This is a genomic window from Bradyrhizobium sp. USDA 372 (assembly GCF_053629095.1).
The window spans coordinates 4,334,324-4,349,423 of sequence record NZ_JBRJHR010000001.1; the positions used below are offsets into that span (position 1 = coordinate 4,334,324).

A 15,100-nucleotide genomic window follows, 5' to 3' on the forward strand; every position below is an offset into this window, starting at 1 on the left:
CTGCGGGGAGAGGTCGGATTGCATCGCAGATGCGATCCGGGTGAGGGGGACTCTCCGCGAGTCCAACTCTCACCGTCCTTGCGGAGACTCCCCCTCACCCCAACCCTCTCCCCGCAAGCGGGGAGAGGGAGAAGGCGCGTTCCCTTATATCGTTCCCATTCCGTGGATTGCCAGCACGCCTGTTCCAAAGGCGGCGCCATCTCACCGGGTTGTTGATCCGTCCCTTGTATGCTTTAGGGAAACTATCCCCGCCGCCGGTCCAGCCCGATGCTGTTCAATTCCTACCCCTTCATCCTGCTGTTCCTGCCGGTCGTGCTCGCCGGCTATTTCCGGCTCGGCCGGCGCAGCAATCTGGCTCCGGTGATCTGGCTGGCACTGGCCTCCATCACCTTCTATGCCATCGGCAGCTGGCAGTTCGTCGCCCTTCTGCTACTTTCGATCGCTTTCAACTACGGCGTCGGCCATCTTCTCATCGTGGCGGAGCTCACGCACCCGCAACGAAAGGCGGCGCTCGCACTCGGCGTCGCCGGTGATCTCCTCATGCTCGGCATCTTCAAATATGCCGGCTTTGTCGCCGAGAACGTCAACGCGCTGCTCGGCACGCATGTCGCGATCCACATCCTGCTGCCGGTCGGCATCTCCTTCTACACCTTCACCCAGATCGCGTTCCTGGTCGATGCCTATCGCGGCCAGGTCGCGGCCTATGCGCTGCCGCACTACGCGCTGTTCGTGACTTACTTCCCGCATCTGATCGCCGGGCCCATCCTCCATCACAAGGACATGATCCCGCAATTCGAGGAGGAGGAGACCAAGCGCCCGGACGGGCATCTCATGTTGTGCGGCGTCATCATCTTCGCGATCGGCCTGTTCAAGAAGACCTGCCTAGCCGACGGCATCCAGCCGCTGGTCGCGCTCGCTTTCGAGGCGCGCTCGCCGAGCTTCGACCAGGCCTGGCTCGGCGCGCTCGCCTACACGTTCCAGCTCTATTTCGACTTCTCCGGCTATTCCGACATGGCGATCGGCATCTCGCTGATGTTCGGCATCTTCCTGCCGGTCAATTTCAACTCGCCCTACAAGGCGACCAGCATCGTCGAGTTCTGGCGGCGCTGGCACATGACGCTGTCGCAATTCCTGCGCGATTATCTCTACATCCCGCTCGGCGGCAACCGCCGCGGCCGCGTGCTCCGCTACGTCAATCTGGTGATCACGATGCTGCTCGGCGGGCTCTGGCACGGCGCGGCCTGGACTTTTGTCATTTGGGGCGCGCTGCATGGCGCTTATCTCTGCGTCAACCACGCTTTCAGCGCGCTGGTGCCGAACGTTCCGTTGCTGGCGCGTCCCGGCCGCATGCTTGGCGCCGTGCTGACCTTCCTCGCCGTCGTCATCGCCTGGGTGTTCTTCCGCGCTGAGAGCGTCGCCTGGGCACTGCGGGTGCTCCATGCCATGGCTGATCCCGCCAACATCGTGCTCGGCCGCGAGGAGATTGCAGCACTGGTGCAGGTCGCAATCTACGCGGCGCTGGTGTGGCTGGCGCCGAACACGCAAGCGCTGATGGGATACGACCACGGCAACCGCAAGGTCGGCGAGGCCTTGCGGGCGGGGCGCATGCGGCCCCTGGTGCTCTATGCGGCCTCGCTGGTGCTCGCCTTCGGCTTCCTGGGCATCCAGAGCCACAGCGAATTCATCTATTTCCGGTTCTGATGCAGGGCGCGTTCACCCATCTCACACGTCTTCTGCTGGCGAGCGCGGCCTGCGTGCTCGGCGCCGCAGCGCTCACCTTCGCCGTCGATCCCCTGCAATTATTCCGCCCCTCGCGCCTGATCCCGGCCTTCTACTCGGAGGACACGCGCGTGCAGAATGCCGGGCTGATCCGCAGCCAGCCGTTCGACACCGCCTTCATGGGTACCTCGCTCGCGATCCATTTCCGCCAGAGCGACATCGATCGCGCGCTCGGCGTCCGCTCGCTCAAGCTCGCGATGACCGGCTCCAATTCGCGCCAGCAGGCTTTCGTGCTGGAGCAGGCGATCGACCGCGGCGCAAGGCGCGTGATCTGGGCGATGGACGACTTCATCTTCATCGATGCCGCCGATATCGAGGCCGATCCATATTTGTCCGTCGATCTCTACCGCCGGACGGCGAAAGGCGTCGCCTCCTATCTGTTCAGCGCGGCGATGGCGAAGGAATCCCTGTTCGCGCTGCTGCGGTCCGTCCCGCTGCTGCGCGAGCCGCTGACCCGGGCGTCGCCCTATCTCCCGGTCAAGTTCGCGCTGGCAGACATCGACGACATCTACGCCCTGGCGCGGGATTTCGACGTTGCGCGAGACTACAACGCGAAGAAGACGCTCGCCGCCTTCGCCTATATCACCAGCCCCGTACGCAGCCGCTTCCTCGGCGAAGGCTACGGCTTCGAGGCCATGGTCCGGCATTTCGAGCGTGACGCCGCCGGCCTGATCTCGCGCCACCCCGACGTAACCTTCGACATCTACTTCCCGCCCTATTCGATCCTGCAATTCGTCGCGATGCGCGATGCCTCGCCTCAAACGCTGAAGATCGTCACCGATCTCACGGCGCACATTGCGCGGCGCCTGACGCAACTGCCCAACGTCCGCCTGCATGATTTCCGCGCGATCAAGGCGGTCACGCACGATCTCGACAATTACAGCGACGTCATCCACCATTCGCCGGTGGTGGATGCGATGGTGCTGAGATGGCTTGCGAGCGGGGAGCACCGCGTCGATCCGAAGGCACCGCTTGCGCCGCTGGAGGAGCTGAAGGCGCAGGTGGAGGCGTATCGCGTCGAGCGATGATCTTCCGCTCTCCTTTTACGGGAGAGGGTGGGTCTTTCCGCTAGCTCGAATCGTGGGGTGGGCAAAGGCGCGCTTAGCGCCGTGCCCACCATCGATTCAACGGTACGACAGAAGTGGTGGGCACGCTTCGCTTTGCCCACCCTACGATACTGCGCTGCGTCCGGGGCACGAGCACGCTTTGCTACACCGCCACCTCGTCGCCGAGATACGCGACCGCCGCCTCCAGCCCGCCCTTGCCGTGCGGGATCCTCAGCGCGTTCAGCCCGACCTCGATCACCCCGAGCGTGCCGAGCAGCATCGGCGCATTGACATGGCCCATATGGGCGATGCGGAAGGCTTGTCCGGAGAGATCACCGATGCCGGTGCCGAGCACGACGCCGCACTTGTCCTTGCAATAGCGTTGCAGCACGGCCGGGTCATGGCCGTTGCTCATGGTCACCGTGGTCACGGTGTTGGAGCGCTCGCTGGCCTCGGCGACGTTGAAGCCGAGCACCTGGCCTTCCGACCACATCGCAACCGCGCGGCGCGCGGCCTCACCGAGCAGGCTGTGGCGGCGGAAGGCGTTCTCGAGGCCTTCCTCGTGCAGCATGTCGATCGCCTTGCGCAAGGCGAACAACAGATGCACCGGCGCGGTGCCGGCATATTTGCGATAATTCTCGGTGCCCTCGCGCTCGCTCCAGCTCCAATACGGCGTCGACATGCCGGCCTTCTTGTGCACCTCGAGCGCGCGCGCATTGGCGGCGACGAAGCCGAGGCCGGGCGGCGTCATCAGGCCCTTCTGCGAGCCGGACATCGCGACATCGATGCCCCATTTGTCCATCTCGAACGGCATGCAGCCGAGCGAGGCGACGGTGTCGACCATGTACAGCGCGGGATGGCCACTCGCCTTGATCGCCTTGCCGATCGCCTCGATGTCGTTCTGCACGCCGGAGGCGGTGTCGACCTGGACCACGACGACGGCCTTGATGCTGTGCTCCTTGTCGCGGCGCAGGCGTTCCTCGACCTCGTGCGGCCGCACCGCGCGGCGCCAGTCGCCCTTGAGCACCTCGACCTCGGCGCCCATCAGCGCCGCCGCATTGCCCCAGCCGATCGCAAAGCGTCCGCTCTCCAGCACCAGCACCTTGTCGCCGCGCGACAGCACGTTGCTCAGCGCCGCTTCCCAGGCGCCGTGGCCGTTGGCGATGTAGATGTAGGACTTGCCCTTGGTCGCGAACAACTTCGAGATGTCGCTGAGCAGGCTCTCGGTCAGATCCAGCATCTCCTTGGAGTAGATGTCGATCGCCGGACGGTGCATCGCCCGCAGCACCTCGTCGGGCATCGTGGTGGGCCCGGGGATGGCCAGAAACTCCCGGCCCGCGCGAACGGTCATTGCTGTCAGTCCTTATTGCCAGAGAACAGGATGGTGGGTTGCTGATTCACGGTTTTACGCGGCGGAGGGCCTTGGGAAAAGCACGTAAAACGCAGGGCTGGGTTATCGCTTCGTCTCCCGGCATCCGGCCGCTTCGGCCTCTTCGACCGAGCAGAACCAGCGGGTGCCCTTGCTGATCTTCATCTTGATCTGGGTGTACCAGCGGCTGGTCGGCTGGTGATAGATGCACTCGCCGGCGCTGTTCACATTGCCCTTGATGGTGCAATCCGGCGACGGCGCGACCGGCCCCGAGGCCGAAGCGAGCAGCACCGCATGCGCGCCGTCCGGCGGCTTGGTCGCGCCGAGGATCGCGGTCTTCTTGTTGCGCTCCCGCCAGTCCCACGGCGCGATGAAGGCACCCTGCCACATGCCGGCTTTTGCCTCACGCGCGGCAGCCTCGTCGGGCTCGTAGTCCTTGGAGATGCGGGTGTAGGCCAGCGCCCAGCCGTTGCGCACCAGCCATTTCTGGATGTCCTCGCCGCCGACCTCGCAGCGCGCCACGGTGCGGCCGCGCCGGTCGATCGCGCGGGTGTGGCAGACCCAATTCTTGCCCTCGGTGTATTTGGCGAGCTCGTCGCGGGCCGCGACGCCGCAGGTCCAGCGTTCGGTCTTGGTGTTGAGGCAGAGCTGGTCGACCGCCGGCGCGTCGATGCCGCCGAGCCGGATCCGCGTGTTGCCGATCACCACGGCATCGCCGGCGCGAACCTTTGCCGTGCCGGTGATGTCGGCGGCATCAGCCAGCGACGGGATGGCGAACAAGGACAGCGCAATCAGGACTTTTCGCAACATGCCGGTCCGGTTGTGATGACAATCTCGATAAGCCGCGCAATTGTGGTCGGCTTTTGGCCGCCCGGCCAGCGCAGGCCGAACAGATTGCCTTTCAACTTCCTGTCATTGTGGCGGCGTTGCTTACCCTCCCCTGGAGGGGGAGGGTCGGCATGCGATCGAGCGAAGCGAGATTGCATGACGGGGTGGGGTGATCTCTCCACTCGGGCACTGTTCGTCGCGGAGGGACCGTCACCCCACCCCGCTCGCGCTGCGCGCGATCGACCCTCCCCCTCCAGGGGAGGGTAAAAGGACCATCACCCCCGCGCCATCGCCCGCTTCGCCACCGCCAGCCCCATCAGCACGAACGCCGACGTCACCTCCGGCCCGCCGACCAGGATCCGCGTCGGCGTCTTCATCTTGTTCCATTCATAGGCGCGGAACGGGCCGCGGCGGCCGCCTTCACCGAGCCCGGCGACGATCACGTTCAGCGCCGGTGCGAAGGTGCGCGGGTCGGCGCCGAGATGGCCGAGCGCGATCAGCGCCAGCGCGGCGTCGAACACGTTCATCTCGGCCGCCATCAGCTCGCCCTTGACGTAGGACAGCACGCGGTGGCGGATGAAGTCGAAATCGCCGGCGGGATCAATCGCGGCCTGCGCCGCCAGCGGCAGCGCCAGGAAGGCGGCATAACAGCGGCCGAAATAGGCGCTGTAGAGCTCCGGAAGATAATAGATGTGCGAGCGCGGATTGGCGAAGGCGCCGCTGGCCGCGAGGCGCTTCTGGAATCCGATGATGCGATGGACCGTGGCGAGCCGCGCCGGAGTCTCCAAGACCTTCCAGCGCGCCAAGTTACGAAAGCTGACCTCGAGAATGTCGAGGTTGAGCGTCGGATCGAGATCGTTGCCGTAAGGGCGCTCGCCGGCGAGATTGTCGATCCAGGTCGCGACCCCGCCCTCATAGTCGATATTGTCGTTGAGCGGCACGGTCACGCGGGGCTCGTTGACGCCAGCGCGCACCTGATAGCCCGCATAGAAGTCCAGGAGCGGCTGGTCGATGATGGCATCAAGGCAGCCGGCCTGCGTCGCCGCCGAGATCGAGCAGGCCGTGGTGTCGCAATCCGGCACGTAGATGCCGAAGCCGAGGTCTTGCTTGATCTGCGCGAAGTAGCGCGAGAAGCGCGGATGCGGTGCCGGCGCCAGGGCGGTGATGACGTTGAAGCGCGCGCCGCCCAAGCCTTCGACCTCCTCGCGGCTGATGTTGACGCAGAAATCGACCATGTCGGCGATCGCGCGCTCCGCCGCGATCTTGTCGGCGACCGAGGCGAGCCCGGTCTCGACGAAGCTGAGCAGGGCCTCGATGAAGAACGCGTCGTAATAGGCCGAGCGATGGCGGATCTGCACCGGCTCCCACATCGGCTCGGCAATGCCCTTCCAGGGCGGATTGACCACGGCGCGCGCGGGCGAGCGCGCGATGAAGACGCGGGCGAGGTTGAACAGCAGCGAGGAGTTCTTGTAGCCGCGCGCGTTGAGGCCCGTGAGCGCCATGATCAGCTCGCGGCCGCGGACGTCAGGATCGCCGATCAGGTTGAAGGCGGCATAGGTCGGCAGGAAGCCGTTGCGGCGGTACGAGCCGAGCAGATGCTGCGCGCAATCGCGGATCACGCCGTCGATCTGCGCGATCTGCGGCATGGCGGCGTTGAACGGCACCGGCGGCGGCCTGGGATGGTCGAGCGCGATGCCGTCGACGAGATCGGCGATCGGCTGCCCGACCGCCGCCCAGTCGGGCTCGGCCTCGTCGCGGGCCCGGGTGAGCGCCGCGCGCAGCCGCGTCAGCATCCCCTCGTCGCGCAGCTCGGGCAGCCCGGCGCGGCGGAGCAGGATCCGCAGCGCGGGATTGCCGAGCGCGGTCTTGTAGAATTTGGCCAGATGCGGATCGCCGCTGGCCGTATCGGACAATACGGGATCGCAGACGTCGTAAAGCGAGGGGCCGTCCTTCCGCGTCGTCAGCGCCCGGCAGGCGGCGCCGGCAAAATATTGAAAGCTCATGAAATACCTGGTCGCGGGGGCCTTGGTCGGGGACGGCAGGCACGCTGGCATGTGCGCGCCACCCCCTTGCAAGTCGTTGAAAAGGCTACCCGGATTCGCAGGAAATACAAATGTGATGAACGTCACGGAAAAGCCGGCACGAGGGCTGCATGGTCGATCTCCGGAAGGCTACGGGGAAGCCAATGATGCAGGAATCCAGCCCGGAGAATTAACGAACATATTCAGATACTTAGCTCAAATTTTTGGCAATCTATTGCCCCACGGCCTATATCCGGTTAAGGGTTTGTTTGGTGCGGCGCCGCAAATTGCGCGCAATTCGGGGGCACTTCCCCGGCCAATCCCTCAAACCTAAAGACGCTATCGCGCTACTCAAACAGTGTGCGCGCGCTTGGCCGGTCTTTGGCACAGGAAACGAAGCGAGATGAATGTAAAGCAGCTCGACCTTTCCAGACGTACGATCGCCCTCGCCGCAGCCCTCATCGGCACGGTGTCGCTGGTGATCGGCGCCCATGCTGCTCTCAACATGCGTGCGATCGATGCCGCCAAGGCCGTCTCGACCGACCAGATCACCGGCTCGATCGGCCAGACCTCGCGCCTCGCGCTCGTCATCGGCAATGGCCATTATCCCGACGCCAGCGCGCCGCTGACGCAGTCGATCAACGACGCCCGCGCGCTGTCCTCGTCGCTGCGCAAGAACGGCTTTGACGTCGACATGGTGGAAGACGCGACCAAGGACGACATGGTCCGTGCCGTGACCCGCCTGAAGTCCCGGATCACGCGCGACAGCGTCGTCATGCTGTTCTTCGGCGGCTACGGCGTGCAGGCCGGCCGCGAAAGCTACATGCTGCCGGTCGATGCCGTGATCTGGAAGGAAGGCGACGTCCGCCGCCATGGCGTCTCCATCGACGGCGTGCTCGACATGATGAAGGAGCAGGGTGCCAAGGCCAAGCTCGTCGTGGTGGACGCCTCCCGCCGCAATCCTTACGAGCGCCGCTTCCGCTCCTATAGCCACGGTCTCGCGCCGATCAGCGCGTCCGACAATGCGTTGATCCTCACCTCCGCCTCGCCCGGCAAGGTCGTCGACGACGGCAAGGGCGAGCACAGCGTGCTGGTCAGCGAATTCCTCAACAATCTCAGCAAGCCCGGCAGCGCCGAGAGCGTCTTCAACAAGACCCGCCTCGCCATCTCGCGCGCCAGCGAAGGCGACCAGGTCCCGACCGTGTCGTCGTCGTTGCTCGAAGACGTCCGTTTCGGCGAAGCCGGCGGTTAGTTTTTCTTAGGTCTTGCGACGTCTCGTGCCCCGGACGCGACGCATCATGCAATGATGCGACGCTGAGCCGGGGCCCAGTTTTTTGGGCACACTGTACCTGCATCGTCATTGCGAGCGCAGCGAAGCAATCCAGAATCCCTCCGCGGAGAGACCCTGGATTGCTTCGTCGCAAGAGCTCCTCGCAATGACGATCGCGCCGCTACTTCGCCGCTTCCGCGCTCGCCATCACCGGACGCACGGGATCGCCTTCGCGCAGCAATGCACCGGCGCGGGCGACGACGACGTCGCCTTCGTTGAGGCCGTCGCGGACCTCGATATTGCCGCCCGACATCAATCCGACCTCGACACGCTTGGTCTCGACGCGGTTGCGGCGGATCACCTGCACGACGGTGCCGGCGGACGAATATTGCACCGATGTCAGCGGCACCGCGACGTTGCAGCTTTGCCCGGTCTTGATCAGCGCGCGCCCGCTGGCATTCAGCAAGAGCCGCTTCTGCGAGGAGATGCCGATATAGACCATCCCCTGCTGGATGTTCGGCTCGACGGTCGGGCCGATGCGGCGCACCTTGCCGTTGATGTCGCCGGCGCCTGCGATCCGGACGGTGGCCTGCTGATTGACCGCGAGCTTGCGCACATCGGTGGTGGCGACGAGACCGACGAGATCGTACTCGCTGCGCGCCACGATCGTGAACAGCGCCTCGCCCTTGGCGGAGGCGAAGTTGCCGATCTGCGCGGTCGAGGTTGCGATCACCCCCGCCACGGGAGCGGTGACCTGAAGCGTGCCGCCCTCGGGCAGCGCCAGCCGTGCCAGCACCTGGCCGGCCGTGGTGGTATCGCCGGCTTCGGCCAGCACGTCCGTGACCTTCAGGCCCGGACGCTCGGGCCGCACCGAGGTTTCCTCCCGCGCGATGATCGAGCCGGTGGCCTCGACGATGTCGGAGAAGCAGGATTTCGCGACCTTCAGCACCGTGACCGCCGGCCCTTTGGGCGCGTCGTCATCGGCGGCACCGGCCGGATGGGAGCTGAGGACGAGCAGGCCGGCGACGGCTGCGGGATACAGGCTTCGAGCAACGGCGCGGGGCAAATGACGCATCGGAAATTCCACGGGGGCTGTGCCTCCAATCGATAGCAGATGGCTGCCGCCCGCACTACGGCCGCGTCGTCCCAAAACAGGACTTAGCGCCGCCGACAGTCGCGGCAAGTCTTTGATGAGTCGCGGAATTGGAGAACAGGTTCGCTCGAAGGGCTCAGGCCGTCAGCGACGCCGATCACCCAGCAGCTTGCCGCTGGCCCGCTCGAGCAGATGCAGACGCGTGCAGGCCGGACAGGACACGGATACGTGCGTGCGGTCAGCCGGCTCGTCGGTGAGCCGATGCTGCACGTTCAGGCCCGTCTGGGGGCATTTGAAGACAATCTGCCGGTCCATGACCGAGATATGACGCCAAGCCGGGCCTCGCGAAATTACGGATGATTACGTAGGTCGGCGACGGCCCCTCACGGCAGGTTCAGGAACTCGACCCAGTTCGGCTTCTTGCCGGTGGGGTAGGATTTCAGCTTGGCCAGCGCGCCGCTGCCCTGGTCGATGGCATAGACCGTCATGCTGTCGGAGAGCTCGCCGACGGCGGCGAGATAGCGGCCGGCGGGATCGACCTGGAAGCCGCGCGGCTGCTTCTCGGTCGGCACGCTGCCGATCGTGGTCAGCTTGCCGCTCGCGCCGTCGACCTTGTAGGCGGTGAGCGTGCTGGTGGTGCGCTCGGAGGCGTAGAGGAAGCGGCCGTCCGGGGTGATGTGGATGTCGGCGCCCCAAGGTTTTCCGGAAAACCCGTCCGGCAGCGCGGTGGTGCGCTGGATCTCGTCCCAGGCGCCGCTCCTGGCTTCATAAGTGAATGCTGCGACGTCGCCGTTCAGCTCGTGGAGGAGATAGACGAACTTGCCGCCGGGGTGAAACACGAAGTGCCGCGGCCCCGATTTCTGCGGCACCTTGTGCGCCGGCGGATCGCTCGGCGTCAGCGTGCCGGCTGCGGCATCGAACGCGAAGGCCAGCACCTGATCGGAGCCGAGATTGGTGGCGAACGCGAAGCGGTTGTCGGGCGAGGGCAGGAAGGCGTGGGCGTTCAGCCCGGTCGGGATCACCTGCTTGGGCTCGCCGGCGACGCCGTTGCCAAGCAGCGGATTCAGCGCGACCTTGTTGCCGCCATAGGAGGCGCTGAACAGGAACTTGCCGCTGCGGTCGGTGGCGATATAGGCCATGCTGTCGGCGAGCGGTCCGTTGCCGAGATGGCTGAGCTCGCCCGTCTTGGGATCGATCGCAAAGCTCACTGCGACATAGGGCTGCGAGCGGATTCCGGCGATCAGCACGCGGCGGTCGGGCGTGATCGCGAGCGGTGTCGATGAGCCCGGCTTTTCGACGCCCTTGAAGGCGGCCGTTTGCACGGGCGTCATCTCGCCGCTCTCGCTCATCTTGAACACGCTGATGTCGTTGCTGTCGGCATTGCCGACATAGGCGAAGGTTTCGGCCATGCCGGCACGGACTCCAGAAACGAGGGCGAGAGAAGCGAACAGGGTTGCGGCGATCGCAGCGCCTGGCACGCGCGATACGATGCGTCGGATCGATCTCGACATGGGCTCCTCCTGAAAGCCGGCTCGCGGCGTGGTCGTTTTGCCGCGAGGATAGCGGGAGACGCGCCGCCGCACCAAAATCCAGATGGGATCGATCGATGCCGAAATCGCATCGGTCGCGGGATGACGGGTCAGCGCACCGCCGCAGTGCGGGACGGCAAATGCGGCCACGGCGGGCGGTCCGGCGGCCCGAGCATGGTCCACACGGTCACCGCGACCAGGGCGGACGTCATGAGCGTCCAGAGGATGAGGCGTTTTCGCATCAGGCCAATCCGTCGGTGCAAGCTGCGAGGCCGAGGGCCGCGTCCGCCATCCTGCACTGCAAAGAGCGGCGGTTCTATGAGGCCGTTCACAGGGCGGGAAACCGTCGATGCCGTTGCGAACCAATGCGCTGCGAACGCATTGAACCGGCATGCCCCGCGAAAACGATCTCGAAGGCAAGCCAGACATGGGCGGCAAGCATGGCGGTCAGGCCGGCCAGCCCAGGCCTCCGCCGCGCCCGCACGAGGGCGAGCGCGACGAGGACGTCGTGGCAAAGCGCCACACCGGCCAAACCGACCGGGCGCCGCCGCCGACCAAACCAAAATAGCGCCTCGCCGCCCGGCATCGCGGCGGCCTGGCGTGGGGAACGGCGGCATCGCTCTGCCGCGTGAGAAAAGGAAGAGGGAGGCTGGATCGTGTTTTGGATCTGTTGGAACACCGCCTGGTCGCTGATCATCAGCGGCATCTGGGTCGCCACCATCGTCAGCCACCCCGACGCCGAATTCGCCGAAGTGCGGGCGGCTCGACGATCGATGTGAGCGTCCCGCCCTTGCGGACGCTCGTCCCGGATCACGTCATGCTGCCGGGCATGAAGCAGCGGATCATCGGACGGCCGTTGACGTAATAAGGCCAGACCATGGTGCGCCCGGCGCGGTTGGGCTCGGTGATGACCGTGTCGTCGGGCACCTCGACCCAGTTGCCGAGGAGCCGCACCCGGTAATGTCCGTCCCGCGTCTCCCAGTCGACGTCGTCGAGCGCGGTGCCGTCGGCATCGGCACAACAGGGGCCGCCGCCCTTGCTCTTCAGGCTCTCAAACCAGCCCTTGAGGGGAGAGTTTGCGTAGCGCCCGTCGTCGCGGGCCTCCGCGGCGAGCCCGATCAGGGCCCCAACCGCGACGAGAGGGATCATTCTGAACGCCAAGATTCTGAACGCCAAGATCGCCATGTCACCTCGCTCGTTTGACGCACGCGCGCGCGACAGTGCGGGCGAAAAGCCGCCTGTGGTGCGCGTGATGCAATGTCGACTAGGGCCCGTCGGCCGGAGTTCCCGACCGTCTCAGCGAGGCGATAACCGCAAGGCGCAAGGTTTGATCCTAAATTTTCAAGGCAGGCGGTGAGGGGATGAGCGGCTGCGGACGTCTCCGATGAGGGAGCCGCCGCCCTAGGCCGCGACCGCCTGCGCCGCGAGCAGCTGCTTCAGCTTCGCGGCCGGCACCGCCGGGCTGAACAGCCAGCCCTGCATCTGGCTGCATCCGAGCTGGCGCAGCACCTCGGCTTGCGCTTCGGTCTCGACGCCTTCGGCTGTCGTCGCCATGTGGCGCGCGGCGGCCATGTGCACCACGGCCTGCACGATCGGCGAGGAATCTTCGGACTGACCGATGTCGCTGATGAAGCTGCGGTCGATCTTGATCTTGTCGAACGGGAAGCGGTGCAGATAGCTCAGCGACGAATAGCCGGTGCCGAAATCGTCGAGCGCGATGCGCACGCCGAGCTCGCGCAATTGCTGCAGGATCGCCAGCGCCTCCGCGTCGTCGCGGATCAGCACCGTCTCGGTGATCTCGAGCTCGAGCCGTCCCGGCGCGAGCCCGGACTCCGCGAGCGCGGCGGCGACCTTGAGCGCCAGGGTGCGCGAGCGGAACTGGAGCGGCGACACGTTGACCGCGATGTGAATCGGGCCGGGCCACGAGGCGGCCTCAACGCAGGCCTGCTTCAGCACCCATTCGCCGATCTCGCCGATCAGGCCGGTGTCTTCTGCGACCGGGATGAACTCCGCCGGCGAAACCATGCCGCGCTCGGGATGGCGCCAGCGCAGCAACGCCTCGCAGCCGGTGACGACATTGGCGGTGAGGTCGACCAGCGGCTGGTAGTGCACCTCGAACTCGCCGCGCGCGAGCGCCTGGCGCAGGTCGAGCTCGAGCTGGCGGCGCTGCCGCGCCTTGGCGTCGTATTCGGGGGCGAACAGGCGGAAGGTGCGGCGGCCTTCCGACTTCGCCGCATACATCGCCAGATCGGCGCGCTTGAGCAGATCGTCGAGATTGTCGCCATGATCGGGCGCGATGGCGATGCCGATGCTGGCATCGGTCGGAATCTCCTGCCCCTTGCAGTCAACCGGCGCGCGCAACGCCTTGAGAATGGTTTCCGCCAGTGCCGTCAGCTCGGCCGGATCGGAGGTCGCGGCCTTGACGATGGCGAATTCGTCGCCGCCGAGCCGCGCGACCATGTCGTTGCCGCTGACGCAGGCGCGCAGGCGGCTCGCCACCTGGCGCAGCAACTCGTCGCCGACCTCGTGCCCGTGCGAATCGTTGACGCCCTTGAACTCGTCGACGTCGATATAGAGAATCGCGAACGGCTTGCCTTGCGCGAGCTCGGCGACGCGGCGCTCCAGATGCCCGCGCAGCAGCACGCGGTTCGGCAGGTCGGTGAGCGCGTCGTAATGCGCCAGATGGGCGATGCGCTCGTCGGTGCGGATGCGCTCGGTGACGTCGTCATGGGTGGCGAGCCAGCCGCCGGCAGCGGCCGGCTGGTTCTTGATCTCGATCAGGCGGCCGTCGGCGGTTTCCACGACGGCGCTCTGGGTGCGGCCGATATTGCTCAGGATGTCGTCGCAATAGGCTTCGACGTCGCCCTCGAACGAGCCGGTGTCCCGGCGGTGCCGGATCACGTCGCGGAAGTGGACGCCGGGCTTCACCAATGCGGCCGAGAGCCCGTACATCTCGATGTAGCGGCGGTTGCAGACGATCAGCCGCTCGTCTTGGTCGAACATCAACAGGCCCTGCGTCATCGTATTCATCGCGGTGTCGAGCCGCTGCTTCTCGAGCGAGAGCCGGTGCGTCACCTGGCGGAAGATCAGAAACAGCGTGAGCACCAGGAGGCCGATCGACAGCACGGCAATGGTGACGAAGAATTTCGTCTGCGTGCGCCAGGTCGCCAGCGTCGCATCCAGCGATTTGGTCGCGACCACGACCAGCGGCTCGCCGGCGAGCAGGCGCGAGGCGACGATGCGGTCCTTGCCATCGATCGGGCTTGCGAGCTGGGTGGTGACGAAGGTGCGCGCGAACACCGCCATCTGCTCCGGCGTGCCGTTGCGGAAGTTCTGACCGATCAGCGCCTCGACATGCGGAATGCGGGCGAGCAGCTGTCCGTTCTGGTGGTGCATCGCGATCGAGGAATCCTCGCCGAGCCCGGTCGAGGCGAAGAAGGATTCGAGCTGCTCGGGCGCGATCGCGCGGGTGACCAGCCCGAGGAACTCGCCGTGCGGTCCGGAGACGCGCCGCGCGAACACGATCGCCGGTCCGCTGCCGAACCGGCCGGGCACGACCTCCACGTCCTCCTGCGCGGCCGGATCGTCCTTGAGACGGTTGAAGTAGCCGCGGTCGGCGACCGAGATGTCGGCGACCGGCCATTGCCGCGACGAGTTGATCAGCACGCCCCTGGAATCGAACAGATTGGCGCCGGCGACGTCGGACCAGCCGCTGGCTTTCGCGCGCAGCACCTCGTGCACGGCGAGCGTGCCCATCTCGCTGCGGAAGATTTCGGCGGACTCGATGCCGTGGCTCTCGAGCTCGGCGATGATGCTCTTCTGCAGCACCGCGAAGTCCTCGAACTGGCGGTCGAAATGCCGGGCGAGCATGCGGACGGCGTTTTCGAGGCTGTCGCGGCCGCTCTCGATGGCGTTTTGCCGGAAGCGGTCGACGGTGAGCGCGGTGCCGATCGCGGTCGCAAGCATCAGCACGAAGCCGCCGGCGATCAGCCACGTCAGCGGCGCCCCGCGCCAACGGCGGAGCAACGCGCGCGTTCGCGCGGTCCATCGGATCGATGCGCCCATCCCAGTCCTCCCGTGGGATGCAAGATGCTGCAAAACCGACAAGACCCCGTTACCACAAAGGGTTAGGAAAACATGAATCGGAACGAAATCAGAGGGTTGG

The 15,100-nt window shown here is 65.9% G+C and carries 13 protein-coding genes; 3 read left to right on the forward strand and 10 right to left on the reverse strand.

Going from position 1 to position 15,100, the window contains the following annotated elements; genetic code table 11:
- Positions 1 to 267 precede the first annotated feature (267 nt).
- Both AB7M16_RS20490 and AB7M16_RS20495 read left to right on the forward strand, forming a co-directional pair.
- Complete coding sequence (locus AB7M16_RS20490) at positions 268 to 1,701, forward strand: MBOAT family O-acyltransferase (protein ID WP_453945028.1); 1,434 nt, start codon at positions 268 to 270, stop codon at positions 1,699 to 1,701.
- Entirely contained in the window at positions 1,701 to 2,807 is a 1,107-nt protein-coding gene (locus AB7M16_RS20495; protein ID WP_453945029.1) for a hypothetical protein, read from the forward strand. The genes AB7M16_RS20490 and AB7M16_RS20495 overlap by 1 nt, the downstream gene beginning before the upstream one ends.
- Before the next feature lie 181 nt (positions 2,808 to 2,988).
- On the opposite strand, the gene AB7M16_RS20500 is transcribed toward AB7M16_RS20495, so the two are convergent.
- The 3 genes from AB7M16_RS20500 to AB7M16_RS20510 form a co-directional block, all read right to left on the reverse strand.
- A complete protein-coding gene (locus AB7M16_RS20500) occupies positions 2,989 to 4,176 on the reverse strand; it encodes a pyridoxal-phosphate-dependent aminotransferase family protein (RefSeq protein ID WP_453945030.1) in 1,188 nt (395 codons plus the stop codon).
- Positions 4,177 to 4,278: 102 nt separating this feature from the next.
- Entirely contained in the window at positions 4,279 to 5,004 is a 726-nt protein-coding gene (locus tag AB7M16_RS20505) for a thermonuclease family protein (RefSeq protein WP_212258995.1), read from the reverse strand.
- Positions 5,005 to 5,297: 293 nt separating this feature from the next.
- Positions 5,298 to 7,025, reverse strand: coding sequence for a hypothetical protein (locus AB7M16_RS20510; protein WP_453945031.1), 1,728 nt, complete (start codon positions 7,023 to 7,025; stop codon positions 5,298 to 5,300).
- 421 nt (positions 7,026 to 7,446) lie between these two features.
- On the opposite strand from AB7M16_RS20510, the gene AB7M16_RS20515 reads away from it, so the two are divergent.
- Complete coding sequence (locus AB7M16_RS20515; RefSeq protein ID WP_172789313.1) at positions 7,447 to 8,295, forward strand: caspase family protein; 849 nt, start codon at positions 7,447 to 7,449, stop codon at positions 8,293 to 8,295.
- A gap of 199 nt (positions 8,296 to 8,494) precedes the next feature.
- Here the strand turns inward: AB7M16_RS20515 and AB7M16_RS20520 are convergent, their stop codons facing one another.
- The 7 genes from AB7M16_RS20520 to AB7M16_RS20550 all read right to left on the reverse strand — a co-directional run bounded on the left by AB7M16_RS20520 (position 8,495) and on the right by AB7M16_RS20550 (position 15,000).
- Positions 8,495 to 9,388, reverse strand: a complete 894-nt coding sequence (locus tag AB7M16_RS20520; protein WP_439365213.1) for an HlyD family efflux transporter periplasmic adaptor subunit — start codon at positions 9,386 to 9,388, stop codon at positions 8,495 to 8,497.
- A 162-nt stretch (positions 9,389 to 9,550) separates the two neighbouring features.
- Positions 9,551 to 9,721 carry a hypothetical protein gene (locus AB7M16_RS20525; protein ID WP_172789311.1) on the reverse strand — a complete coding sequence of 57 codons (171 nt, stop codon included), beginning with the start codon at positions 9,719 to 9,721 and terminating at the stop codon, positions 9,551 to 9,553.
- Positions 9,722 to 9,789: 68 nt separating this feature from the next.
- Positions 9,790 to 10,917, reverse strand: a complete 1,128-nt coding sequence (locus AB7M16_RS20530; protein ID WP_453945032.1) for a lactonase family protein — start codon at positions 10,915 to 10,917, stop codon at positions 9,790 to 9,792.
- Between the two features lie 128 nt (positions 10,918 to 11,045).
- The gene (locus tag AB7M16_RS20535) at positions 11,046 to 11,177 is read right to left on the reverse strand and encodes a hypothetical protein (RefSeq protein WP_257187544.1); all 132 of its coding nucleotides are present in this window, start codon (positions 11,175 to 11,177) and stop codon (positions 11,046 to 11,048) included.
- A gap of 86 nt (positions 11,178 to 11,263) precedes the next feature.
- On the reverse strand, positions 11,264 to 11,656 hold the full coding sequence (locus tag AB7M16_RS20540; protein WP_453945033.1) for a hypothetical protein: 393 nt from the start codon (positions 11,654 to 11,656) through the stop codon (positions 11,264 to 11,266).
- Between the two features lie 89 nt (positions 11,657 to 11,745).
- The gene (locus AB7M16_RS20545) at positions 11,746 to 12,084 is read right to left on the reverse strand and encodes a hypothetical protein (protein ID WP_172789308.1); all 339 of its coding nucleotides are present in this window, start codon (positions 12,082 to 12,084) and stop codon (positions 11,746 to 11,748) included.
- Positions 12,085 to 12,336: 252 nt separating this feature from the next.
- Positions 12,337 to 15,000: a bifunctional diguanylate cyclase/phosphodiesterase gene (locus AB7M16_RS20550; protein ID WP_453945034.1), complete on the reverse strand. Its 2,664-nt coding sequence runs from the start codon at positions 14,998 to 15,000 to the stop codon at positions 12,337 to 12,339.
- Positions 15,001 to 15,100 lie beyond the last annotated feature (100 nt).